At 43.2% G+C, this 25,498-nt stretch carries 17 protein-coding genes; 1 reads left to right on the top strand and 16 read right to left on the bottom strand.

What is annotated here, in order from left to right; translation table 11 throughout:
* Positions 1–125: 125 nt before the first annotated feature.
* The 14 genes from GJS45_RS06865 to GJS45_RS23985 all read right to left on the bottom strand — a co-directional run bounded on the left by GJS45_RS06865 (position 126) and on the right by GJS45_RS23985 (position 21,289).
* Positions 126–734, bottom strand: coding sequence for a Uma2 family endonuclease (locus GJS45_RS06865; RefSeq protein ID WP_162340728.1), 609 nt, complete (start codon positions 732–734; stop codon positions 126–128).
* A 38-nt stretch (positions 735–772) separates the two neighbouring features.
* Positions 773–2,698, bottom strand: a complete 1,926-nt coding sequence (locus GJS45_RS06860) for a sulfatase family protein (protein ID WP_162340727.1) — start codon at positions 2,696–2,698, stop codon at positions 773–775.
* The gene (locus GJS45_RS06855; protein ID WP_162340726.1) at positions 2,695–4,329 is read right to left on the bottom strand and encodes a sulfatase family protein; all 1,635 of its coding nucleotides are present in this window, start codon (positions 4,327–4,329) and stop codon (positions 2,695–2,697) included. Before GJS45_RS06855 ends, GJS45_RS06860 begins: the two co-directional genes overlap by 4 nt.
* A 100-nt stretch (positions 4,330–4,429) precedes the next feature.
* Positions 4,430–6,139 carry a RagB/SusD family nutrient uptake outer membrane protein gene (locus tag GJS45_RS06850; RefSeq protein ID WP_162340725.1) on the bottom strand — a complete coding sequence of 570 codons (1,710 nt, stop codon included), beginning with the start codon at positions 6,137–6,139 and terminating at the stop codon, positions 4,430–4,432.
* An 18-nt stretch (positions 6,140–6,157) separates the two neighbouring features.
* Entirely contained in the window at positions 6,158–9,472 is a 3,315-nt protein-coding gene (locus tag GJS45_RS06845) for a SusC/RagA family TonB-linked outer membrane protein (protein ID WP_235954655.1), read from the bottom strand.
* Between the two features lie 147 nt (positions 9,473–9,619).
* Positions 9,620–10,645: a FecR family protein gene (locus GJS45_RS06840; protein ID WP_162340724.1), complete on the bottom strand. Its 1,026-nt coding sequence runs from the start codon at positions 10,643–10,645 to the stop codon at positions 9,620–9,622.
* A 35-nt stretch (positions 10,646–10,680) separates the two neighbouring features.
* A complete protein-coding gene (locus GJS45_RS06835; RefSeq protein ID WP_162340723.1) occupies positions 10,681–11,313 on the bottom strand; it encodes an RNA polymerase sigma factor in 633 nt (210 codons plus the stop codon).
* 412 nt (positions 11,314–11,725) lie between these two features.
* Positions 11,726–13,093, bottom strand: coding sequence for a sulfatase (locus GJS45_RS06830; protein ID WP_235954653.1), 1,368 nt, complete (start codon positions 13,091–13,093; stop codon positions 11,726–11,728).
* 676 nt (positions 13,094–13,769) lie between these two features.
* On the bottom strand, positions 13,770–15,122 hold the full coding sequence (locus tag GJS45_RS06825; RefSeq protein WP_162340721.1) for a Gfo/Idh/MocA family protein: 1,353 nt from the start codon (positions 15,120–15,122) through the stop codon (positions 13,770–13,772).
* A 320-nt stretch (positions 15,123–15,442) separates the two neighbouring features.
* The gene (locus GJS45_RS06820) at positions 15,443–17,077 is read right to left on the bottom strand and encodes a RagB/SusD family nutrient uptake outer membrane protein (protein WP_162340720.1); all 1,635 of its coding nucleotides are present in this window, start codon (positions 17,075–17,077) and stop codon (positions 15,443–15,445) included.
* An 18-nt stretch (positions 17,078–17,095) separates the two neighbouring features.
* Positions 17,096–20,251: a SusC/RagA family TonB-linked outer membrane protein gene (locus GJS45_RS06815; protein WP_162340719.1), complete on the bottom strand. Its 3,156-nt coding sequence runs from the start codon at positions 20,249–20,251 to the stop codon at positions 17,096–17,098.
* Positions 20,252–20,693: 442 nt separating this feature from the next.
* Entirely contained in the window at positions 20,694–20,885 is a 192-nt protein-coding gene (locus GJS45_RS23995; protein ID WP_317165094.1) for a hypothetical protein, read from the bottom strand.
* On the bottom strand, positions 20,885–21,103 hold the full coding sequence (locus tag GJS45_RS23990) for a Uma2 family endonuclease (protein ID WP_317165093.1): 219 nt from the start codon (positions 21,101–21,103) through the stop codon (positions 20,885–20,887). The genes GJS45_RS23995 and GJS45_RS23990 overlap by 1 nt, the downstream gene beginning before the upstream one ends.
* 60 nt (positions 21,104–21,163) lie before the next feature.
* On the bottom strand, positions 21,164–21,289 hold the full coding sequence (locus GJS45_RS23985) for a hypothetical protein (RefSeq protein ID WP_317165092.1): 126 nt from the start codon (positions 21,287–21,289) through the stop codon (positions 21,164–21,166).
* Between the two features lie 266 nt (positions 21,290–21,555).
* Here GJS45_RS23985 and GJS45_RS06805 point away from each other — a divergent pair, with 266 nt between their 5' ends.
* Positions 21,556–21,873: a hypothetical protein gene (locus GJS45_RS06805; protein WP_162340718.1), complete on the top strand. Its 318-nt coding sequence runs from the start codon at positions 21,556–21,558 to the stop codon at positions 21,871–21,873.
* Between the two features lie 354 nt (positions 21,874–22,227).
* Here GJS45_RS06805 and GJS45_RS06800 read toward each other — a convergent pair whose 3' ends face one another.
* Entirely contained in the window at positions 22,228–23,853 is a 1,626-nt protein-coding gene (locus tag GJS45_RS06800) for a sulfatase family protein (protein ID WP_162340717.1), read from the bottom strand.
* Positions 23,854–23,997: 144 nt separating this feature from the next.
* Positions 23,998–25,443, bottom strand: coding sequence for a RagB/SusD family nutrient uptake outer membrane protein (locus GJS45_RS06795; protein ID WP_162340716.1), 1,446 nt, complete (start codon positions 25,441–25,443; stop codon positions 23,998–24,000).
* Positions 25,444–25,498 lie beyond the last annotated feature (55 nt).

Genomic DNA, 25,498 nt, shown 5'->3' with positions numbered 1-25,498 from the left:
GGTTGGGTACCAGCTTATTCCAGAGGATATGCCAGTATGTTTATCATTGGTAGATTGGTCAATAACTTCCGCAGGATCCACTAGTTTTGCTTTTGCCTTTAACCGAATAAGCATTGGTTTTAAATCTATTCGATATCTCCAAAAAACGCTTCCAAATCCAGTTTAAACCCCTTAATCACCTTGGACTCCACCACATGCCCAGAAGTAAACAAAATTGAAGGGACATATTTTTCATTGATAAGGCTGTAGATGAGCAAATCCTGGGTTTCAGAATGGATGATCCAATATTCCCGAACCCCGTGAGACTCATAAAGCTCGAACTTATGCTTCAATTCTGTTTTGCTATTGCTGGGGGAAAGAATCTCTACGATCAAGTCCGGTGCCCCGATGCAGCCCCGGTCGTCCAGTTTTTCGGTATCGCAAATCACACAGATGTCCGGTTGTACCACATCGTGAATTTTTTCATCCTCTTTTGAGGCCTTTGGAAAACGCACATCAAAGGGGGCATCGTAAACTTGACAGGGTTTGGCTTCCAGGAAGTTATAGAGCTTAGCAGCTAACTTTATTGAAATCCGTTGATGGATACGTCTAGGTGCAGCCGCTGCTTTTTTAAAGATTTTCCCTTTGATCAGCTCCACCACTTCCTCCATCTGCCAGGTCAGGTAGTCGGCATAGGAATAATTGGTGTATTCCAAATCCGGTTCTTTGACGGTATCGTCATTTTTGGCATTCATGGAATAAATATAGTGAATTCAGTCATTATTTGCCACCATCAATCCACCTTTCGCCGCTCAGGAAATAGGGCAATGGCATCATCGATGATGCGCTGGGGATAGCCCAATCCAGCTCCGGGATCATTGGCTACAAATTCCTTTTCCTTAAAGGTTTGCCAATCTTCCAGGCTTAGCCTGTCGTCCGTATGGCTGTATTGAAAGGTATTGAGGGCTTGTAGCAATACATAGCCATGGGGGGTTGCTAGTGCTTCCTTCATGATGGTTTCAAAGGCGGTATCCGCATCTCCGCACAGGGCAAGCGCCTGGGCAGCCATGATTCTATTGGCTGCGGATTCATCCTCCCGGATCATGGCCTTTAAACTACTTTGAACCCTGTCGCTTTGATCCGGATGAAGAAAAATTCCATAGGCTCCCCAATACCGGATGATGGGGTCATTCACTTTCAAATACTTCAGTAAATTTCCAGCATTATCAGCCGTAGCAGCCTTCGCTGCTTTCAGTATTTTCCGGACCTGATAATCCTTACTTTGCGCATATTCATAAAGGGTGGCATGTTTTTTTCCTTTTCCTGCCATTTCATGAAACATGGGCTCCGGAATCAATCCCACATCCCTGGTCTCCACCATCCAGCGATCCAGTTCTTTAGACATGCTTTTCACCCTGGCTTTGGATGCCGGCTGTTCGATAAGGTTATCTACCTGCCAGGGGTCTGCTTCTGTATCAAAGAATTGTTCCAGGGGTTTGGGTTCGTAAAATTGGGATTGAATTTCATTGGTATTCCCTGCCTCGTAAGCCGTTTCATAGGCCCGCCAATTGGCTTGCACCTGGTAGCCGTACCGGGAATCCCGACCCCTGGGTCTGTGGGGCATAAAATTTCGGATATAATAATATTTTCCATCGGTCACTGCCCTGGAGAAATCATAGCGTTCGGCCATTCTATCCCTGAAAAAATGGACAAAATCAGGGGATTCCGTGGATTCCTTTCCCAGAAAGGACCTTCCCTGCATGATGGCAGGAATGTCACAACCGGTAATGGAAAGCAGGGTTGGTGCCAAATCCACAAAACTTACCAGGGATTCATCCACGCTTCCGGCAGGCAGCGGTGACCAGTGTTCCCATTTTTCAGGAAGGTGTACCATCATGGGTACCTGGGTGCCTACATTGTAAATGTAGCGCTTGGAGCGGGACAATTGCCCGCCATGATCCGAATAGAAAAAAACAACCGTATTTTCGGCAAGACCCGCCGCTTCCAGTTCCTCCAACAATTCCCCTACCTGAGCATCCATCAAGGTGATCAGGTCGTGAAACCTTGCCCAATCTTCCCTGATTTCGGGTAGATCGGGGTGGTAAGGGGGCAGTACGATATCCGCCGGATCAATCCGGGGTTTTTCCGGAATCAAACCATTTTCTACATAGTATTGGATCCTTTCCTCGCTAAGCTGGCTTTCGTGGGTAACCGTAAGATTGAAAACAGCAAAAAAAGGTTGAGCGTCTTCCCTGTTTTTATAATGTGCCTGGTTGCTGGATTCGTCCCAAAGATCGGGGTCATTGATGAAATTGGAATTGTAATCTTTCTTGCTATTGTTGGTACAATAATAGCCTGCCTCCCTTAAAATTTTAGGATAGGCAGGAATCTGATTTGGCAACTGCACCCTTGTGCGCATTTGGTGGGTACCGGTAGTGGATGCAAACATTCCCGACAGGATGGTGGCCCGGGCTACCGCACAGACAGGGGCATCGGCGTAGGCCTGGCTATATTGGATAGACTTTTTGGCCAACTTGTCGAGGTTGGGCGTATGCGCCTGGTCAAAACCATAGCTCCCCAGGTAGGGACTGATATCCTCACAGGTAATCCAAAGTACGTTGGGTCGGTCAGGGGACATTTCCCGGGCCAGGCCTCCCTTGCTAAGCAAAAGAAAAACCAAGACAAGCGATACCCTTCCAAAACGATCTAAACCAATCATTTTAACGTACTTCCTTCGATGGGTTTTGGAAATTCCCGCATGGGACTGTAGCGCAGGTAGGAATCAAACACTTCCGGATCGGGGCCTACTACCCGGGGATCTTCTGTTTCCCGCAGCTCGGTCAGCAGGGCCTGCCGCAATTCTTCTTTGATTTCGGCAAAATCAGGATCATCTGCCAGGTTATTCATGCAATCGGGATCCGATTGGATATTATAAAGTTGCACTTCCGGATTTTTTTCGAAGGCTGCTTCAAAAAATGGCCGCACGTCTTCCTCATTCCGGTTTTCTACCAGAAAGGATTTTGAAGGAGCCGCATCCACATCGGTAAAAGCCCAATCTGAATGGTGTTCGCCCTCTTCGTCCATCCCATAAAGGGGCAGCAACTCGTTTTCATTTTCCGGGTCTATCCGTTGGGGAGCCCCTGCTGGCCAGCGATCGGGCTTTATGTTCCAAATCAATAAATGTTCCTGGTTCCTTATCATCCGCTGTGGATATCCCCAATTCTGATAACGTGAGGAAGAGTGTCGCTCGCGACCGGAAAATACAAACTTCCTTGAGGGGTCCACCGTACCTTCTCTGGGAGATTCCAAAATATTTCGGATGCTTTCTCCTGTAATTGGCAACATTCCATCCGCACTGGTATGGGTCAGGTCAAGAATGGTGGGTGCCAGGTCGATGAAATTAATGGGATCGTCCACGGTGCGGCCCGAAGGAAAGGCACTGGGATAGCGAATGGCCAGGGGAACATGGATACCATAATCGTAACCATTGGCCTTTGCTCTGGGGAAAGCCATGCCGTTATCAGAAGTAACGATAATGATGGTGTTTTCCAGTTCACCTGTTTCTTCCAGGTATTCCAGCATGTATTGCAGGTGTTGATCAAACCATTCAATTTCTACGGCATAGTCCAGCAGATCACCCCTTACAACGGGATGATCGGGAAGAAAACCGGGAACTTCCGCATCGGAAAGCTTTTTATCGGTGCGTTTCCAGGAATCCTGCTCAAAGGCCCGGTGGGGTTCCGTGGCACCGTACCAAAAGAAAAAAGGATCATCGGCTTCCCTTACATTTTCCATGAAATACTTGAAGTTTTCAAAATAATTCAGGGTATTTATCTGATTGGCAGGTCGGGCATCTCCTTCGGTTCCTGGTTCATAGCGGATAGTGCTATGAGCGATCCCGGCAGCATCGGTCTCCCTCCAAAGGGAATCATTTTCATCCCGGGCATACCGGAAGGGGGATACTCCCTTTCCGGTTCGACCCGTGATATAGCCATTTTTATCCAGCAAATCCACAAAAGGCACATGCTTCTTTAGCCAGGGGGCTGCATGTTGTCCGGATTGTTCGTTTTGCCAGTGGTGGCGGCCGGTAATGATGCTGCTCCGGGAAGGGGCACAACCGGGCGAACCGGCGATACAATTGGTAAAATACACTCCTTCCCTGGCTACCCGGTCAAAGGCAGGAGTCTGGACAAATTTACTTCCCGCAAAGCTGGTATGGGCAAAGGACTGGTCATCGCTGATCACGAAGAGGATATTGGGGGAGCGTTTCTCTGTTTCTTCCTCCGTCGACGAACAGCCAAAAATCAAAGGGACAGCAAATAGGGTGATTATTTGGAGCACATTTTTCATAAAATAAATGCTTGGTTTCGGGTGTAAAATTTGTTAATCGGGCATAATATAATCAAAGATCGGGTTATTTCCTGAATTTATATAAGAAAGAAACCCCGGCCTATTCGGCCGCATAGCCGGGATTTTGTGCCAGTTGGGCACCGGTATTTCGTTCGATCTCGGAAAAGGGGATGGGGAACAGGTTGTGGTAAGGCTGCACGTCCACACCGAAATTGGTTACATCAGGCCGGCCTTCACAGTACCGGTTTGTTCGTTCGTAGAGTAGGCCCAGGCGATTTAAGGTCAGGCGCCGTTTTTCTTCTACTCCGAGTTCGCGCATGCGTTCATCCAGAATAAAATCGATGTCCACCTCTCCCGGACTTACCAGTTTGGCATTGGCCCTTTCCCTGACCACATTGATATCGTTGGCAGCTTCTGTGGGTTGATTGTTACCAAGATAGGCCTCTGCACGTAGCAAATAGGTTTCTGCCAGTCGGATATGGTATTGGTCACTGTAGGTAGTTCCAGCTGTGGAAGAGTTCAGCAATTTTAATTCGGGATCTATATAGAGTTCGGGTGGATGCTGGCCTGGGGTGGTGACTTTGGATTGATAAGGATAGAAATACCGAATGGTATCGTCCAAAGACTGCCTGAACAAAGACATGTGATCGGATATTTTTTGTCCATACCATTCCGATTCAGGGTTGTTAAAGGCCACATCCCGGATAAAATTATGTTCGGAATTGCGCATATCCTCCCAATCGTAATGCCAGATTCCATAATTAAAGTGGTTCGTTCCCCTGAACCTGCCGATTCCGCGACCTCCCGTGTAATCCGATACACCCTGGGACAGGAAAGGAGCAACGCCTGATGGATCTCGGACTATAAAACTCCAGGGTCTGGGGGCATGGTCTCTTTCCAGTTGGGGGCCAATTTTTGATGAAGAAGAAATGGCTCCCCCAGGAATGTCCACTTCGTATTGCCACACCCAAATCCCTTCGGTATTACCCACTCCTCTGTTTTGGTTGTATCTTCGGAACAAGTCCCAGTACACATCTCCCGGCTCACTGGCCAGGGAGCCAAATCGTTCAGTCATCAATTCGGTGTTGGGATCATTGATCACCACACTAGCTGCTTCAATCGCATCCGTCCACCTTTCCAATGAAACATATACCTCTGCCAGGATATGATTGGCTGCCAGGTTATTGATCTCTCCATCCCGCACCTCGGTGATACCCGGGAGGTTGGCAGCAGCAAATTCCAAATCTTCAGCGGCCTGTAGGTAAACTTCCTCCCGGCTTGATCTAACATAATCTGTTTTTGGAGAACTTACTTCTTCCAATACCAGGGGAACGCCACCATAAAGGTGGGCCAGGTTCCGGTAAGCAAATCCCCGGAATAATTTAGCCTGAGCTTCAATCAAGGTCATTTCCTGCTCGTTCATCATGGAACTTTCCATTCGGCTAAGTATAGTATTAGCACCAGAAATTATCCGATAGTACTGTCTCCAATGGAATTCCACCATTCCGCTGGTTGGTAATAAGGTGGCTAAATAAGAGCCAAAACGCACATGAAGCTGGTTGGCACCGTTATATCCCAGGTCGGTTCCATAAATATAGTCCAGGGGCCGATGCTCCCCATCGGATAAAATCACTCTGGATTGGTCATAAAGAGAGTAAACGGCAGCATTGAAATCCGAGAACGTAATGTAGGAATTTTCCGGACTGGCAAAATCCAATGGGACTTCTTCCAAAATGGCTGATTCATCACAACCTGAAATCCCAATGACTAAAATTCCTGCGCAAAGTATGATATAGTTTAATATTTTCATGATTCTTTATTTTAATGATTAAAAACTGACATCCAAACCTGCTGAAAAGCCCTTCATCACAGGCAGACCAGAAGGATCCAGACCGCTTCCTGTTTCAGGATCCCAGCCTACCCAATTGGTCCAGGTGGCCAGGTTTTTACCACTGATAAATAGCTTCAGACCTTGAATCCCGAACTGCTGAATGAGGTTTTGATTAAACCGGTAGGCTAGCGATACATCCTGTAGTCTCACAAAACTACGATTGTCGTAATATCGGTAATCAATACCTGCAACCTGGTCCTGCCCTCTGTATTTTGCATCGGGATTAGATGGTGTCCAGTAATCAGCTTCCACAAACAAGTTGGATCTCCGGGCATTGTCGGATTGTCCCAAATTGGGATTATTAAAGCCTAAATAACCGTCTTTTCCTCCTTGAATGGAATTAATAAAAAACCTGAACGTAAAATTTTTATAGCTGAATTCATTCATCAAACCAAACCTAAATGCCGGTTCGTTTCTGCCAATGATCACCCGGTCATTAGCATCCACTACCCCATCGTTATTTTGATCAATTATCTCATGGGTTCCCACAAAAAAACCGGGAGGGGCTTCCTCACCCAATTGAATGATCCCGGCTGATTCATAATCATAAATGGAATTGATGGATTCTCCTATAAATAAACCGCTTCCAATCAGATCATCTTCTACACCGTCTCCATCAGCATCCAATCCCAATAAAGAGACAATCCGGTTTCTATTGGAGGAAATGTTAAAATTGGCATTCCAGTTAAGCCCACCACGGTTTAATATATCTCCCTTCAAGACAAATTCAATCCCTCTATTGGCAATTTCCCCTACATTGGTGGAAATGCTGTTGAAGCCCGTGATCTCCGGTATATTGATACTGTAAAGGAGGTCATTCGTGGTATTTTGATAGTAATCCAACGTTCCGGTCAATTGGCTATCAAATAGAGAAAAGTCAAAACCGAAATTATACCCTGTGGTGGTTTCCCAGGACAAATCGGCATTGGAAAGCGTGGTCACACGTTGACCAAAAATGGTAGATCCTCCTTCCCCAAAAACATAAGCAGGATAAAGGGAGACTCTTGCCAGGGAAGAATACCTGCTTGTCAGGTTTCCATTCGTTCCATAGGAGCCCCTGAACTTCAGGTAGCTGAATGCAGATTGGTCCATAAAGCCTTCTTCACTTAGCACCCAACCTATTCCTACAGAAGGAAAAATTCCAAATTTATTGTTTTCTGCAAACCCGGAAAAACCATCCCTACGCACCGTGGCGGTAACCATGTATTTTCCACTGAAATCATAATTGGCACGTGCTGTTTGATAGACGTAGCTTTCGTCCCAGGCGCTAGATTGGATAAGCTGTAACTGCGCAAGGCTAAGGTCATTGTAGCCCAGGCCCAAATTAGCGTAATTGGTGCCATTTGCCTGGGTACTTTCATTTTTCAATTCCCTTCTCCCTGCCACCATGGTCAGGTTTATGGTGTGTTCGTTATTGAAAGTTCTTCGATAGGTTAATATATTATCCAACGTCCAATCATAGGCATGATAATTTCGCTTAAAAGCTAAACCGGCTGCTCCGGCACCATATTCATTGCTCCTATAATGCCTCCTCCAGGTATAATTGTTTCCAAAGTTTATTCGGAAGTTCAATCCTTCGATATACGGAACTTCAAGATCCATATATACATTGGCGAATAAGTTATTCCTTTTGTCAAAGTCATTGGATAGGGGACTCAGGAAAGGGTTGGCCCGTATGGCACCGTCCGGATTGAGTATCACATTACCATCTTCATCAAAGGGAACAACCAGGGGAGGAAAAGAAGTGATATTTCCCATTGCCGGAATTTCACCCGAATTGTCTGCAAAGGAACCAAAGGTCTGCACCCCAAAACGAAAGCCGTCTAAAATCTGATGATCCAGGTTAATTCTTGCGGTGATTCGTTCGAATTGGTCGTTCATGATAAAGCCTTCCTGTTTGGTATAGCCTCCAGAAAGAAAATAAGAAGTAGCTTCGGTGGCTCCCCTAACGCTTAAATTATGATTGTTAATTAAGCCTCTTTGGGTCGCGGCATCCCACCAGTCAAAATCCGTCCCATTTTGAAACCCTTCAAATACGACAGGCTCAAATAATGCTGCCACGTTATAATCCGGATTGGGTTGCGTATAATCAGGCGGGAGGAAAGACTGTTGCCAATCCTGATCCCTTACTTTTTGAAGAAACCCCTCCCTGTCCATTAATTCAGGTCTATTGGTGGGGGTTTGGGTGGTATAAGTTCCGGTATAATTGAAAATGGGTTTTTGTTCTTCCTTACCACTTTTGGTCGTAATCATGATCACCCCGTTTGCAGCTTGCGCTCCAAATATGGCCATACTGCTGGCATCTTTCAACACATCGATCGACTCAATGTCATTGGGATTCAAATCACTGATACTTCCGGTAAATATAATCCCATCGACTACGATCAACACGTCCTGATTTCCGCTCAGGGTCGTTCTTCCCCTGACGGAAATGGATGGATTCTGTCCTGCCCGGTTGACCTGTCCCACATTTAGGCCGGGTACTGAACCCTGGAGCGATTGGGCAATATTGACATTGGGAGATTCCCGGAATGCTTCAATATCTGCTCTTACGACAGAACCGGTTACATCTCTTTTCTTTTGGGTACCGTATCCGATCACCACCACTTCCTCCAGGGAGGAGGCATCCTGTAACAGGGTAATGTTAATGGTGGTTTGGGAGCCGACTGCAACTGTTTTTGATTCATAGCCAATGTAAGAAAATACCAGAGTCGCTTCATCCGGGACGGTTATGGAATAGTTACCATCAATATCTGTGACGGTGCCCGTGGTAGTACCAAGCACGGTAATCGTAGCACCCGGCAAGGGCTCTCCGTTTTCATCGGTTACCCTTCCGGATATATCAACCGCAAGATCTCCAACATCAACGGTAACTGAAGTATTTCCGTTCTCAAGTATTCCGACATGAATATTTTCATTTACCTGGGTGAAACTCAGCGAAGCCTGCCCTCCAATGGTGCTGAGTAGTTTATACAGGGAGATCCTGCGTTCATCAATATTGATACGCTTTTTCAAATCCAGCATATCATGGTTGTAGGTAAATTTAAAATCCGTTTTGGATTCAACAGCAGCAAAGAAGCTGGTTAAAGGAGCATCTTCCAGATGAATGGATACCTTTACCTGCTCAATATTTTTTCGTTGCGCATTTCCTGTATTGGCCAGCAGCACCGTACAAAAAAGCAACTGAATCAAGAAACCATGTAACATTCGCCTGGACAGCATAATAAGTTGTCTCCGTATATTTTTTTTCATAATATTGAATAGTTTAAGTGATTGATAACTTGAACGCTTGCCTTTATTTCCTGAAAACATATGAAGGCAAGTTCAGGCAGGACACCTATCTCCCCAGAAAGGGTCCTGCCCTTGTTTTATCCAGTATCCAATTTTTTCATGTTTTTGTTATTTTGGGTCGTACAATGTTACTTTTCTGTTTTCTATATGGTATTGCATTCCAGAAGTGATAAATATCCCCCTTAATACATTTTCAAGGGTTTCCTCTTTGTAAATACCGGAATACTTCCATTCCCTGGACACTTTCCCATTTGAGCTTACTTCTACGCCGTACCAATTTTCAATTTTTCGCTTCACCTCCCGAAATGAAGCTGACCTGAAAACCAAAATTCTGTCTTTCCATCCGGTCACTTCCAATGAATCAAAGCTTGTTTTGGAAAATTTCCCATCTTCTTTGATGGCCAGCATTTCTGCAGGGTTTAACCGAACCTGATTGCCCTTCTGGTCATTTACCTGCACTTTGCCACTTACCAATGCTATGGAGAGGTCTTCGTTTTCTTCTTTTACATTGAAAGAGGTACCAAGAACTTTAATCTCTGTGTTTTTGGCAAAAACGCTGAAGGAAAAACCATTCTTTTTGACTTCAAAAAAAGCTTCTCCTTTCAATCGAACCCATCGATCTCCCTGACTAAAGGCTTTTGGATACTCCATTTCACTGCCGGAATTGAGGAATACCCTGCTGCTGTCTGCCAGGGTAATGATAGATCTTTTTCCCGGAGGAACCGTTCTCAACACAGTGATTTCTTCCGTTTCCGCGGGAATTACCGGTTGTACTCCCACAATCATATGGAAATGGACCATCCAGCCGCAAAATCCGAAAAGGAAAATAGCGGCAATATTTTTAAGGGGATAGAAGGTAAACCAAGATTTTGATTCTTTCCTACAACTTTGATTTCCTGCCTTGACAATGGTTTCAAAAACATCCACATACATTTCATCTGAAAGTTCAGGAGAATTGGCATATCTTACAGATCTTATGATGGATGCTGCTTCTAAAACCATATCTCTTTTTTCAGGATGTTGCTGCACCCACTTTTCCCAAAAATGCCGGGTGTTTTTATCCGGATTCTTCACCCATTGGATAAAAAATTCATCCGAAAGAAAATCTATCGTATCGTATTCGGTGTATTTCATTTTACTTCTAAAACCTTAAAAATAGATTTGATGAATTATTTTTTTAAGATGCATTTTAATGTAGCCAGGGCACGGTAAATGATTTTTCTTGCTGATTTCACTTCACTAAATTCCATGGCCTCAGCAATTTCCCTGTAACTCATTCCCTCCTCATAAAGTAATAAAATGGCCTGCCTTTGCCTGGCTGTCAGCTCATTTAATGCGGTCTTAACTTTTTGTCTGAATTCTTCATCTTTTTCCTGATGTATCAAAACGGTCTCATGGGATAAGGTGACCGGAAAGTAGGTTTCGTTTTGATCCAAGCCATCCTTACCTAATTTCGAATCCTTTTTCAGTTTTCGGATAATTTCCCGCTGCAGGGATTTGAACAAATACCCCTTTATATGATGGACGGTGTTCAGGCCGCCCCTTTTGTCTCGCAATTGGATAAAAATATTTTGTACACAATCCTGAATCAAACCGGTATCGCAGGTGATCTGGGAGCCGTACCGGAACATGCTTTTCACATGAATTCTGTAGATATAGTTAAAAGCCAATTCATTTCCCCTGTCAAAGGCAGTCCATACCTCTTCATCTGTTTTATTCTCAAATTTGAGTAAGGATTCTTTTTGGTTTTGGGTCAAAACCAAATTGGTTGGGGATAGATTTTCCTTCTTTTCGGGTTTCATTGGGTTTAATCAGTAATTGACACGCTATTTTAAAGAGTAACATTACACATAAAATGACCCCATAATATTGTAAAAATTTAAATATAATTAGAGAATTATAAGGGTTATTTTCACAATTAATAGAATTTCCTACCGATTGATATCGCAGTTGGACGCATAGATTTTGATACGGGGGAGATTAAATTGAAATCAACTCGCCTTTTTGTGTTCCCCCCCCATGGCTGTGGTCAAAAAAATAAAAGTCCGGATGCCCGGATATTCAGGAAATTTTATCTTTTCCCTTGCAGCCTATTTAAATCCTTTACCGAATTTCAGTCTTTTCCATTCGAATGTATCTGATTCTTTATCCACTCCCTCCCATATATCAGGACCTAAAAGTCTTCCGGGCTTATCGTTTAAAGCATTCTTTGCCTTATTGTGAATAGGTTTTCTTATCTTTTCTAAAATAGGGGTTAAATGAATTGGAAGAATTTTTTGCGTATGGATTATTTATTTTGGGTAAATATTTTTTCAACCTATCGATTTTGTCTTTTGAATCCTGATTTGATGCAATATTGTACCACTCATGAGGGTCTTTCGTACCGTCGTATAACTCTTCCGACCCATCACGGTAACGTATATACCTGAAACGATCCGTTTTAATGGAATGATTTCCCCATCCAAAGGTGGTTAATGCAAATTTTCCGCCCTTCTCATTTTCTCCTTTTAGCAGCGGAGCCAGGTTGATTCCTTCATTTCTGTAGTAGGGTTCAAGACCAGATAAATCGAGAAGGGTTGGGTAAATCGATAACATTTCGGCAGGAGAATTAACCGTTTTACCCTGTTGAATGCCCGGGCCTGAAAAAATTAAAGGAGCATTGGTTGATTCTTTCCACAAAGAGTGCTTGGCAAAAGTACCCTTTTCTCCCAGGTGGTAACCATGGTCACTCCATAATACAACAATAGTGTTGTCAGCATATTTACTGTTCTCTAAAGCATATAATATTTCTCCCACATAAAAATCAACAAATGATATGCTAGCCAGATAAGCCTGAATAATTTTGGGCCATTCACCCTTTTCTATAGCCCATTCTGTACTGGGCATAAAAGGCAAATCAGTTATTTGAAGGGCAATTTCCGGTACGTCCTCCAAATCATTTGGCAGATAAGGTGGCGTGTTGATACTGTCAAGGGGATGCATGTCAAACCATTTTTGAGGCACATACCAGGGCACATGCGGGCGATTGAAGCCAATGGTAAGGAAAAAAGGTTTGTCATAGTCTTGATTTAGTTTGTCAATAGCCCACTTGGTATATTTAACATCGGGCATTAACGAATCTGTTTCAGGATAAGCGCCCCAATCAGTAACTGTCCTGGTATATCCCTTCTTTTCGGTTTCTCCTGACCAAACAAAACGCTTGGCAGGCCAGGGACCGAATCCTCCTAATCTTCCCACCAATTCATCGAAAACACCATCAGGGGCATTTTTATGAAAAATTTTACCAATTCCCATCGTGTGATAACCATTCTGCTTAAAATATTCCGGAAGAAATATAATATCTTCTGTCATCTGGTTATCACTTCGAATTTTATTATCATCGATTTGACCGTATATCCCGGAAGTGGAAGGCCGTAAGCCGGTCATTATGGATGCCCGGGAAGGCCCACAATTTGTTGCCTGGCAATGGGCATTGCTGAACAGAACGCCTTTTGCTGCCAGACGATCGATATTTGGGGTCTTCGCATTAGGGTGCCCACCTAAACATCCCAGCCAGTCATTCAGGTCGTCAATACTAATCATCAATACATTGGGAGATTTGATTGTTGATTCCTCTTTGCCGGGGGTGCAGCTCCAAATTATTATAACAACAAATACGGCAATTATTTTGGGTAAATTTTTCATTGAAGGGATGCTTGGATCGAGGTTTTGAAACGTTATTCAGGCCTAGTTTAAATAAAGATTTTGGTTTTTTCCCACTTATGAGAAATTAGGAAATCAGCAACATGGATTCCTCCTTCCCAAACGTCGAGTTTTTTACCTCTTTTATCATCGGGCTGGTTGTAATCAGTGAGTGGAAAATTATCGGGATACCCACCTCCTGAATTATTTTGCCAGGGACCATTATCCGAAGAAAAAACGGTGAACCTCTTTCCTTTTTTATTAAACCAACGGCTTTTTCTTCGGTAAGATCCGTAACATGCGTACCATTTTCAAATCCTGGAATAATCTTATGATTTCGATGCCAGGTTGGATCATAGGGAGTATCGTCCTTTTCATGATAGCGATGATCGTCCTAGTACGGTTCCGGATGGACGACAACCGCGTACCTGACCCCTGCTCCATCCATACACTTCAATAAGTGTTCTGGGGTGGTAGCGGAAGCAGGTCTATAGGGTCCGTTGGGATGATAAGGGAATTGTTATTTATTTCATTTCAAACCTTTCACCAATGTATTTTCAATATACTGTGGTCTATTCTACCAAAGGTCTTCTCCGTAAGACCATCCTTCGCGAACAGGTTCCTTAATGTATGCGTCTAACTCTGGACGACCAAGGGCCTTCATGTTTTTTTCATCGTATTTAATGGTTCCGCCAAAACGTTGAGCGAGTACACCAACAAGTCCCATTTCGGTTAAGTCTGCACCATAATCGAAGTTTGAGCCCGGCAAGGTGTCGTTTTTAATGGCAGCCACCCATTCTTGTACTGGTTTTTCTTCTTCCACTCTTGGAATGGTTTCTGCTGGTTTATTCTTTTGGAAATCTATCCATTCTTCTTCAGGAACAAGTAATCGAGGATTGTTTGGACGACCACCATGGTAAAGTGTCTTCTTAGAACCAATCATAATCATCCCATTATCCGGCATTTCTTCGAGCCCATACTCCTCCTTTAATTCGGGTTTGCCCATGCCTTCAATCCATTTCATCGTAACAGGTGGTTTATTACCGCGAGCTCCAAATTGCCAGGTTATCGTTGATTCCTGTGCAATCATACTATGATCAGGAACTTCAGGGTTTGGTACCACCGCATCTACGGTATGTGGCATTCCAAGATCCAATGACCAGAAAGGAGCATCCAAACTATGACAACACCAGTCGGCCATTGCTCCGCTACCAAAATCGTAAAAAGTTCTCCATGATTTAGGTGCATATTCATTATTAAAAGGACGATCAGCTGCGGGACCTTTCCATAAATCCCAATCTAATCCCTTAGGTACTTCATGTACAGGAAATGGAAAATCTTCAGGCTTCGAGAAATATCCATCCGGACTAAATGTTGTCGGGCCTCCCCATCTAATTACTTCTTTTACATCCCCAAGAACACCTGCATCATACCATTCTTTTACCAATCTAATTCCATGGGTTGTATGTCCCTGATTTGCCATTTGCGATACGATACCATAATGCTTCGCTGCTTTTTTCATGGTGCGACATTGCCAAATATTATGCACTAGCGGTTTTTCAACCAACACATGTTTCCCAAGTTGCATGGCAGCCATTGCCGCTGGGAAATGGGTGTGGTCAGGCATAGCAATCATAACGGCATCAATTTCGTTGGCCATTTCGTCGAACATCCGCCTGAAATCTTTGTACTTTTTAGCCTTAGGCACCGTTTTGTAGGCATTTTCAGTCATTCTGTCGTCAACATCGCACATGGCCACAATATCCTCTACAGCAACCTGACTCCAACTGGCACGACCTCTGGCTCCTACACCAATCATTGCAAAACGCAATTTGGTACTTGGTGGACGTTCGATAAAATTAGGAATAAATAATGCTCCTAAACTGGCTGTTGAAGCTGATTTTAGAAACGTTCTTCTTGTTGATTTCATTATATTCTTTTGATTTGGGTATAACTTGACTATCTAATTTAAAAATCCAAATTAGTAATTTTTGAGCCGATTTTTGCACCGACATCAAGACGAAAGCAATTTATTCGTAACGAATCTGATTAACTTCAGTCAAAATACTTTATTTTATTGTCCGGAAATCATACTTTTTGGTTCTTTAGAGAAGGCTTCAGTCCCTTTCAAATCAAAAAATAGTTCGCCTAAACCTTACCAACAAACCAGTAAATGAAAAAAAGCACCCGGAAGTATCCGGATACTTTTTTACTCAAACGATAATAGGGTATAAGAACTTTAAATACCTGTTAAAAATAATTAGGATTCTGGGTGAGTTCAACTTCCGTATTCGCATCGATTTCTGATTGAGGGATGGGCAGTAACTCATCACGGCCAACAGTAAATGTAGGTCCTGAGACAGGGTTATACATTTGGATTCGTTCCCCTAAAAGGCCAACCCTTCTCAAGGTAAGTTGGCGGGGTTCTTCCACTATCAGTTCCCGTGCCCTCTCATCAAGCAAATAGTGCATATCCACGTCTCCCGGTACAACCGGTGCGGCATTTGCCCGTTCCCTGACCACATTAATATCATTGGCAGCACTGACATTATCTCCGTTTTTTAGGTGTGCTTCAGCCCTTAACAGATAAGTCTCAGCAAGTCTGAATATGTATACGTCATTATAGATCCTTCCGCCCGGATCATATCCCTGTGGATGACCAAAAGGCATGGAAGCCTTTTTAATATAAACAAAGACATTCCTGACTTTTTGGGCTTCTGTAGGAACAATCACCTCTCCAAAATGGGCAGATGCCGGATTGTTGATGACAAATTCCCTTTGCATGTTATAAGGAGAATTACGGATGTCATTGTTAAAATCTGATTCCCATACCGTAGTGTCCAGATAAACCGATGGTCGAATGAAACCCACCGGGCGACCCCAAAACTCATCTTTTAAGATGGCCTGCATACCATCGGGAGTCCTTACCGGATCCATAAATGGACCCCAGGCTCGTTCAGTGCGATTGAAACTCCCTGCTCCACCCGGTAGATTAAACTCTATTTGTGCGGTCCAAATAACCTCCGTATTTGATGGATCGTTTTGATTACCGTTTCTAAAAAGATCAAAAAACACATCACCCGGCTCACCTGAGAAAGTCCCGAACCTATCTCTCATCAACTCATATTGACCGTCATCTATTACGGCTGAGGCTGCCTGGATGGCCAAATCATAGTCTCCGGTTGAGATATAGGTTTCTGCCAATAAGTGATCAGCTGCTGCTTTCACCACACGCCCGTTATTTGGGTTTTCAACGGGTAAATTTTGAGAGGCGAATTCTAAATCTCCAACCATGAAATCGAGGACCTGCTCCCTGGAAGCTCTCACAAAATCGAGTTTTACCCCGGTAATTTCACCTTCAATGATGGGGACTCCTCCAAAGTGATAGACCAAATACCGATAGGCAAAGGCCCTGTAAAACCTGGCTTCTGCAATAACTTCATCTTTATCGGTCGGTGCGCTCCAGTCGACATCTTCATTCTCAGCACGGGTAATAATAACGTTTGCATCCTTAATAATAATATAAAGCAGGTTCCACAAACGCGAGGGATAATTTGTCGAGGGATTAATAATCGAATAGTCTCCGAAAAAATTCTTTTTATCCCAGTACCATCCAATATCTGTCCCATAATTAAGGCTCATTAGATCGTCCCTATCAGACCAGGCTGTTCCCGGTGCATCAGGTACGAACAATGCCCTTGTCATACTATAAACGCCTATTAATCCAGCCCTGAAACCATCCGTATTAATGAAAGTAGTTTCAGGGCTCAAAAAACTCCTCGGAATTTCTTCCAAAATATCATCCTGACATGATAATGCCAATAATACTGCCGAAATGCTTAGCGCAAATATCAGCCTGCGGTATATGTATTTTAATGTTATCATTTCAATTATTATTTTTTGTTAAAAAGAAGCATCAATACCAAATGTAACTGTCCGCATCAACGGTACATTCTGAATGGATGTCGCATTTTCCGGATCATATCCGGTCCAGTTAGTAAATGTGTAGAGGTTTTTAATGCTCGTATATAACCTTAGGTTAGTGAAACCTATTTTGCTTAATATTTCATTGCCTAATGAATAACCCAGGTTAACATCCTGTATTCTGACAAAACTTCTGTCTTCCAGGTAGGGATGACTTCGTACAGGAATATAGTTTATGCTTGCCACTGAATTAGATGGGTTATTTGGTGTCCAATAATCAATGTCTACGACATTAAACCTCTCTGTCCATGTAGAAAATTGTGCATTTGGATTATGCATGAATATGTTGTTTCCTAAATAAAAATTTTCATTGCCTCCACCCTGAATGGAATTGACCATCACATAAAGAGAAAATCTTTTATATCTCAGCGTGTTTGATATACTTAACGAGTAATTGGCATTATTTGAACCTAAAATATGGCGGTCATCACCACTCAGAACACCATCACCGTCATGGTCAATTATTCTAAAATCACCAGGTCCGTATCCGGAGGGGAGATCCGTTTCACCTACCTGATGGATCCCATCAATCCCATATCCAAATATGGTTCCTAATGGATGTCCGATAAACCATCTGTTCGCTATGTCGTCATCTTCTATCCCGTCCCCATCTTCATCATTTCCGTATAACTTTTGAATTTCATTACGCTGACGGTCAAAGATCAATCCGGTTTCCCAGGAAAAATCGGGTGTTTTTATATTAACCGAATTCAAGGCTATTTCAACTCCTTTGTTGCCAACCTGACCAATATTACTCAATATGGATGACTGACCTGTAGTTTCAGGAAGAGCTCTGTTAAGCAATAGATCGCTGGTGGTAGATGTGTAGTAGTCAATTGAACCGGATAGCCTGCTTCCAGGAAGTGCAAATTCTACCCCGAAATTATAAACTTCAGTAGTTTCCCAACCTAAGTCAGCGTTAGCCAGAGAGTTTACGAAAACGCCATTTGCGACGCCGCTTCCATCACCATATACAGCATTCCGGCTCGCCAGTCTGGCCAGCGTTTGATATCTTGAAATGGCCTGGTTGCCATTTTCACCGTAAGAAGCTCTCAATTTCAAAGTTTCAAAGAAGGAAACATTGTTCATAAATGGTTCATCAGAAACAATCCAACCTAAACCAAGGGCTTTGAAAGTTGCATATTTATTACCCTCAGCAAACACAGAGGAACCATCTCTCCTTAAGGTGGCCGTTACGGAAAACTTATCATTGAATGAATAATTCAGACGACCCATTATTCCAAGGTTGTTTTGCTCACTAAAGCCGCTCGAAACAGATTGCGTAGCACCTAATTGTAAACTGTAATACCCCAGGCTTTGGTTGAAGAAGTCTGAAGATAAGGCCCTGAAATTAGACGCTTTGCGGTATTCCCTACTGTATAGAAAAGTTCCATCAATTGCATGCTTATTGTTAATTACCTTCCTGTAATTCAGTATATTATCGAATATCCTGTAGAAATCACTAAATGAATGTTGAGATGCAACTCCGTTACTTTGCTGAGCAAGCGTGTTATTCTGAAAACGGTTAGCCTGTCTATCTCCTTTATTTAAGGAATAATTCATGGTCCATCGAAGACCGGGAAGGAACGGAACATCAAGCTCACTGGAAACCAATCCCCATAAATCATTTCTTAGATCTGAATCGTCAATAAGAGTTGGATAATAAGGATTCTCAAAAAATGGATCATCCATTGGAAATTGACGAAGGCTACCATCTTCATTTCTCAAACTACTGTAAGGGCTGAGTCCATAAAGTAAGTCCACAGGAACCCCCGAATAATCCAGGGATGTAAAAGACGAACTTATACTTACCTTAAACCAATTAGTGATTTTATTTGATAGGTTAACCCGAATCGTTTTTCGATCAAAATTATCATTCTCGACAATACCGTTTTCATTAAAAAGTGTTCCCGAAATAAAGTAATCCGTCACCTCATTTCCTCCGGAAATACTTAGGTTGTAGTTTTCAGTGGTAGCCTGATTTACCAGTTCACCGTACCAGTCCACCGTTCTTCCTGCCTGATAATTTTCTGCCTCGATTGGGTTTAAATAATTGGTCACATTTTCCATTATGGCTTCCTGCCCACTTGCTTCCCTGAAATCAAGTACTTTTTGGATGTAATCCGGCCCGTCAAGGACGTCAATTAATTTCACAGGATTAGAGATGCCATAATTTGCCCTAAAATTGAAAATAGGTTTCCCTGTTTTTCCCGTTTTTGTGGTGAGTAGGATCACTCCGTTAGCAGACCTTGAACCGTAGACAGCAGCAGCACTTGCATCTTTCAATATATCTACCGTTTCAATATCATTGGGATTAATATTATTCAGGGATCCATTATAAATTACTCCATCCACTACGATCAGTGGTTCGTTACCTGCGGTAATAGAGTTTCTACCACGAACCCTCAGGGAGGGCTCCTCTCCAGGCCGATCGGGTGTGCCTATGGTCATTCCCGCTACACTTCCTTTTAAAGACTGAAGAATGTTGGTATTCATTAAATCCTGAGTCTTCTCGGTATTCATCCTGGCTACAGAACCTGTAACATCTGATCTTTTTTGAGTGCCATATCCCACTACCACCACTTCTTCAAGTGAGGATGTATCCTCCGATAGTGTGATGTTAATGGTGGTTTGTGCGCCTACTTCTATTGTTTTTGATTCATAACCAATGTAAGAAAACACCAAGCTTGCATCATCCGGGACAGTTATGGAATAGTTACCATCAATATCTGTGACCGTACCCGAGCTCGTACCAAGCACTGTAATGGTAGCACCCGGTAAAGGTTCTCCGTTTTCATCGGTTACCGTTCCGGAGATTTCAATGTCTACATTTAAGGCCATCGGGGCCTCGCCAGAAACGGATGAGTTTATGAAATGTGGACTGATTTTGTTGGTAGGGACATTCGTTCCTCCATTGTTTATGGATAAACCGGCAGCCGTAAGTTGGCCAATAAAAAGCAGGGACAAACAATATCCATAAATCACCTTTCTAGCAGGTATCCTTTTTTGCCTTATCTTTTTAAGGTAGAAACAAAAATCGATTTCTTTGCTGCTGCAATTAATTCTTCTTTTCATTAGGATGGAGTTTAATGTTAATAGTCAAAAGTAGCTGGATGTATCAGGCTAAGAATCCAATATCTTACCCATCCTGTGTAATATGTTAGCCCAGGCATGACAAAAAGTTTAAATTTTTACCTATGAAATCAGTACTTAAAACAATTTTTTTTGGGAGGGAAGGGTTCGGCGTTTTATACATTTAATTGCTATTTAATAGTCCTCCCCTATTTGCGTACTCAAAAAGTAAATGCATGGATGTTGGTGTATTTGGGAAATTTCAGGAGTAGGAATGGCATAGTACCTGAACTTTTTCAGGAGGATTTCAGACTGCTTTTTGAAAAATAATACATACAATGCCACAAATTAAAGCATAACAGGTTTGCTGTAACTGCTCGCCTGAAAGCCGTTAACCTACAAACGAATCTATTTCTACCCGGAGGAAGAGGGAAAGTTTACCTCATTACTCAATATCCCCAAAGAACTCCTCCAAGTCCATGATCATGTTTGTTTCCACTACATCGCCCGAGGTAAGCAGGCGTGTAGGGACGCATTTTCCCCTGGTAAAGGTATAGATCAGCAAATCCTGGGTTTCTGTAGGAATGATCCAATATTCCCGGACCCCGTTTGCTTTGTACAATTTAAACTTATGCATTAATTCAATTTTACTATTAGGGGAGAAAGAATTTCTACGACTAAGTCAGGGGCTCCGATGCAGCCCCGCTCGTCCAGTTTTTCGGTATCGCCAACCACGCAAATGTCCGGCTGTAACACATCGCGAATGCGATAATTTTTTTTTGATTTTTCAGGAAACCGAGCGTCAAAGGGTGCGGAATAAATCTGGCATTTTTTACCTCTCAGAAAATTGCCCAACCGGAGAAAAAGTGCTCCCGAAATTTTCTGGCGAATCCTTCCCGGAGAAGCGGCCGGTTTTTAAAAAATTTTCCCACTGATCAGCTCCACTACTTCCTCCACCTGCCAGGTCAGGTAGTCGGCATAGGAATGCTGGGTGCATTCCAAATCCGGTTCGTTGACGGCATCGGTTATTTTGAAATTCATGGTTGACTATACTGAAAATAACTACACACTGACACGTTTATTAACTACCCCTCGGATAGTTGGGGGTCACAATGTTTCCACCCATATATCAACGCCTCTATTTACCATTCCCCTTCAATATTTTTCTAATTATCCAGGCCTTTTTGTATCTTTAAGAAGTTGTATTTGATTTGTAACTAACTTAAAAATAACTTTTTATGCTAGAACATCCACCATTTTTTCTGTTTTATAAACAGTTAATTACCAACACTTAAACGACAGAAATTATGATGGATAACTTCAATATCAATCGCAGAAAATTTATTTCAGTAGGTGCCGCCTTAAGTTTGGGTATTCCTTTTCTTGGAAAAACCAAACCAAGTAACACAGGGGCTCCAAAGATGAAACCGGGCATCCAGCCTGAATGGCGCACTCAGAAAGGACAAAGGATTGTGTCCGGGGAGATGAAAGCCCCGGTAAAAGCATATAGGTGGGCCTTGCAGAACCAAAACATATCCGCCGTAATTTCCAATCTATGGGATGAACAACATGTTAACGACAACCTTTCCGTAGCAGGTAAAAAAGTGGAATTGCAGCCGGGATGATCGCTTACAGGGTTCCGGAAGGATGAATCCCGGTAAATATTCAAGCTTGAATAGTGTCTGATTTGAAATTGGGTTTTTATATTGATATAACAACTTTAATTCCTGGAAAAGCTAAACCCTGAAATCACTAAAAAAAAATACCATTTCGTGCTTTTTCGTTAACCATTTCAAATTGGATCCTTAACTCCTGCAATGCTTTCTTTTTTGAAGGGTCTCCCAACAAGTTGACTTGTTCTTCCGGATCATTCTGGTATGGAAAATCTTGGAAACCCTGGCTGTATAATAACCCCGTTCTCTAAAAAACCCTGCCATAGAAGGGTGTTTGGCCAAGGCAGGAGTTTCCTTTTAATTAGCTTATTGCCGGTTGTTCCTATATTCCAAATAAGCATCCAGGTATTTTTGATTCATTTCATCAGAATCCCTATACTCCTTTCGTAGATCCTCCAATTTTTGGTGCAATTCTTCCCTAACTTCCGCATAGGAGGGATCCTCATAAATATTGTTCATTTCATTTGGGTCCTCTTTCAGATCATACATTTCCCATTCATCAATGTCATAATAAAAATGCATCAGTTTATACCTTTCCGTGGCCACACCATAATGCCGCTTAACCATGTGGACGGAGGGGTATTCATAATACGTATAGTAAACTGCCTCCCGCCATTCATCGGATTGGCCGCTCACCAGGCTTCTGAAAGACTCACCCTGCATTTCCGGAGCAACCTCCACCCCGGCATAGTCCAGAAGGGTAGGCGCAAAATCCAGGTTTTGGACCAGTTTATCGATCTCAGTCCCCGGCTTAATTTCTTTGGGGTATCGGACCAATAAAGGGGTTCGGAAAGATTGCTCGTACATAAACCTTTTGTCAAACCAGCCATGCTCTCCCAGGTAAAATCCCTGGTCGGAAGTGTAGATCACAATGGTGTTCTCTGCCAGCCCATTTTCTTCCAGGTAGTCCAATACCTCTCCCACCCCATCGTCCACGGATTTAATGGTTCTCAGGTAATCCTTGATGTACCTGTTGAATTTCCAGATTCCGATCTCCCTTTCCTTTTCTTTATCCTGAAAGGCAACACCTTCGGCCAGGGGATAGGCATCTATAAAAGCCTGGTTTTTTGGGTTGTAAGCCTCCCTCCATTGGGTCAGTTGTTCCTCATTAAACCGTTCCAGTTCCTTGGAAAAACCCGTTTCGTTTCCTTCCGGGTCCACCTCGAATTTAAAGTCATGACCCCACCTGGCATGTCCATCAATTTCCATTTCCTGGGTCTTGGCGGCCGTTCCCCTCCCCACGTAGTTGGTTTCGTCATCAAAATAAGTAGCCGGTGGCGTGAACGTTTTATCGTCGTACAAAGTCAGGTATTTTGGTGCAGGCTTCCAGTTTCGATGAGGGGCCTTTTGGTTATAAATCATAAGGAAGGGCTTTTCCTTATCTCGCCCTTCTTTTAACCAATCCAGGGCAAATTGGGTGGTAAGTTCCGTAACATACCCTTCAAACCGCTTGCGTTCTCCATTAACAAGAAAATCAGGATTATAATAATGACCCTGCCCGGGCAATACCATGGAGTGGTCAAATCCCTGGGGCAGGCCATCCAGGTGGATCTTTCCGATCATGGCCGTACTGTACCCCGCCTTTTGAAGCATCTTGGCAAAGTTATTCTGGTCCCAGTCAAAGGGTTGTACATTGTCCACTTTCCCATTGAGAAAGCTGTGTTTTCCCGTCAAAATTACGGCACGGCTAGGAGCGCAAATAGAATTGGTGACGGTGGCCCGGGTAAAAATCGCCCCTTCCTCCGCCAACCGGTCAATCTGTGGCGTTTCATTTAAACCATGCCCATAGGCGCTGATGGCTTGATAAGCGTGGTCATCGCTCATGATAAAAACAATATTGGGCGGGGAGGTTTTATCCTTCTCCTCTGTGTTGCAAGCCGTCGCCAGTAGGGTGCTTAACAGAACACCAACGATTATACTATTCCTCTTCATTAACTTTAAATTAGGTTTATTATCGATTCCAGCATTTATACCTCTAGATGCAAGGGCTTTCCAACCTTGAATTGGATCCATTTCTAAAATTAATTTCCAAAAAAGCAGAAAGTAAAAGCGTCCGGTAATATAAACCATGATGATTTAATATCCTTCATTTTGAGTTAAATTTGGATTTCGTTCAATTTCAGTTTGTGGAATAGGGTACCTTACCTGATGGTCCATAGCGGCTTTACCACGTTCATTTGCCATTTCGATAAATTTTCCGTGGCGTATCAGATCTTGTCTCCGCAATGCCTCTGTATGGAATTCCCTGCCTCTTTCATCTAAAATAAAACTCCTTAAACCTTCCTTGTCTGGAAAATCGTTTAGGGTGAAAGTGGAAACCCCGGCAGCTTCCCTTACCCTATTCAATAAATCTATGGATTCTTGATTCGGACCATTGACTTCGTTCAAAGCCTCCGACCTGGAAAGAAGGATATCTGCATACCTGATAAATGGAAAATCATCAGACGAACGGCTTATCCCCTGACTCGGATATTCAGGAAATTTCATGCTCCGTGCATTATCGTTGCCTAAAACAATTGTCTCACCTTGGGCGTTGACAAACTCCAATAAAAAGGCATTTAACCTTTCATCCTCAGGTTCAAAAAGTTCTAGAAAAGCCGACCATATCTTATACTCGGCAGCAAATATGGCACGTGGAGGATATTGCCATTGATAGCCTCTGGGAACAACATGGCTTAGCCAGCCATCACCGGTATTATCATCCGGATTATCTGACATAACGGCCACAAAGATGAATTCGTTGTCTCTTTGGTTTTCAGGACTGAACAACTCCGTTCTATCCCCTTGGGTAAACAAATCATATTCCCCAAGGTCCATTACCGCTTTAGCAGCAGATGCCGCTTCCGTCCAATTTTTTGTCATCATATAAAACTTGGTCAAGGCTCCAAGCGCAGCCCCTTTAGTGGCACGCCCGTATTCAGCATTCCTTGGTTCCACAGGCAATGCATCCGCCGCAGCTATGAATTCATTTGTAATGAATGACGTTATTTCTTCTTCAGAAGCCCTTGCCGGACGATCCGTTACCGTTGTTTGGCTATCCGTAATAAGGGGAACAGGCCCAAATAAATCATACAAGAGATAATAGTTGAATGCCCTCAAAAACCTGGCCTCCGCAATGGTTTCCCTTTTTCTATCTTCATTCATTTCAATAGCATCCGCATTATCCAGGACAACGTTTGTCCTGAAGATCGTACGGTAACGGCGTTCCCACATATTTCTGATCCATTGGTGCGAGCTTGTCCAGGTGAACTCTTCAATGGGTTCGTTGAAGGTAAATATCCCACCGCCACGTTCCAAGGCAATATCGGTGTTTACTTCCTGCAGTGTTATCCCGTCTCGCTTTATATCGCTATACCTTATTTCACCATACACCGAATTAAGAACGACATCAAGATCATCTCCTGTGTTGAAAAAATCATTGGGACTTAAGACGGTAAAGGTTTCTTCTTCCAATAGGTCTTCGCATGAAATGAGCACTGAGCCGATCATTGCCAAGCAAATAAGTAATTTTATCTTTTTCATCTGTTTATATTTTTTTTTATTGGTCAGATGCCTGCCTGTCGGCAGACAGGGAATC

Source organism: Cyclobacterium salsum (assembly GCF_010119245.1).
GTDB lineage: Bacteria > Bacteroidota > Bacteroidia > Cytophagales > Cyclobacteriaceae > Cyclobacterium > Cyclobacterium salsum.
The sequence above is the reverse complement of the archived record's forward strand: the minus strand, read 5'-3'. Positions and strand labels throughout refer to the sequence as shown.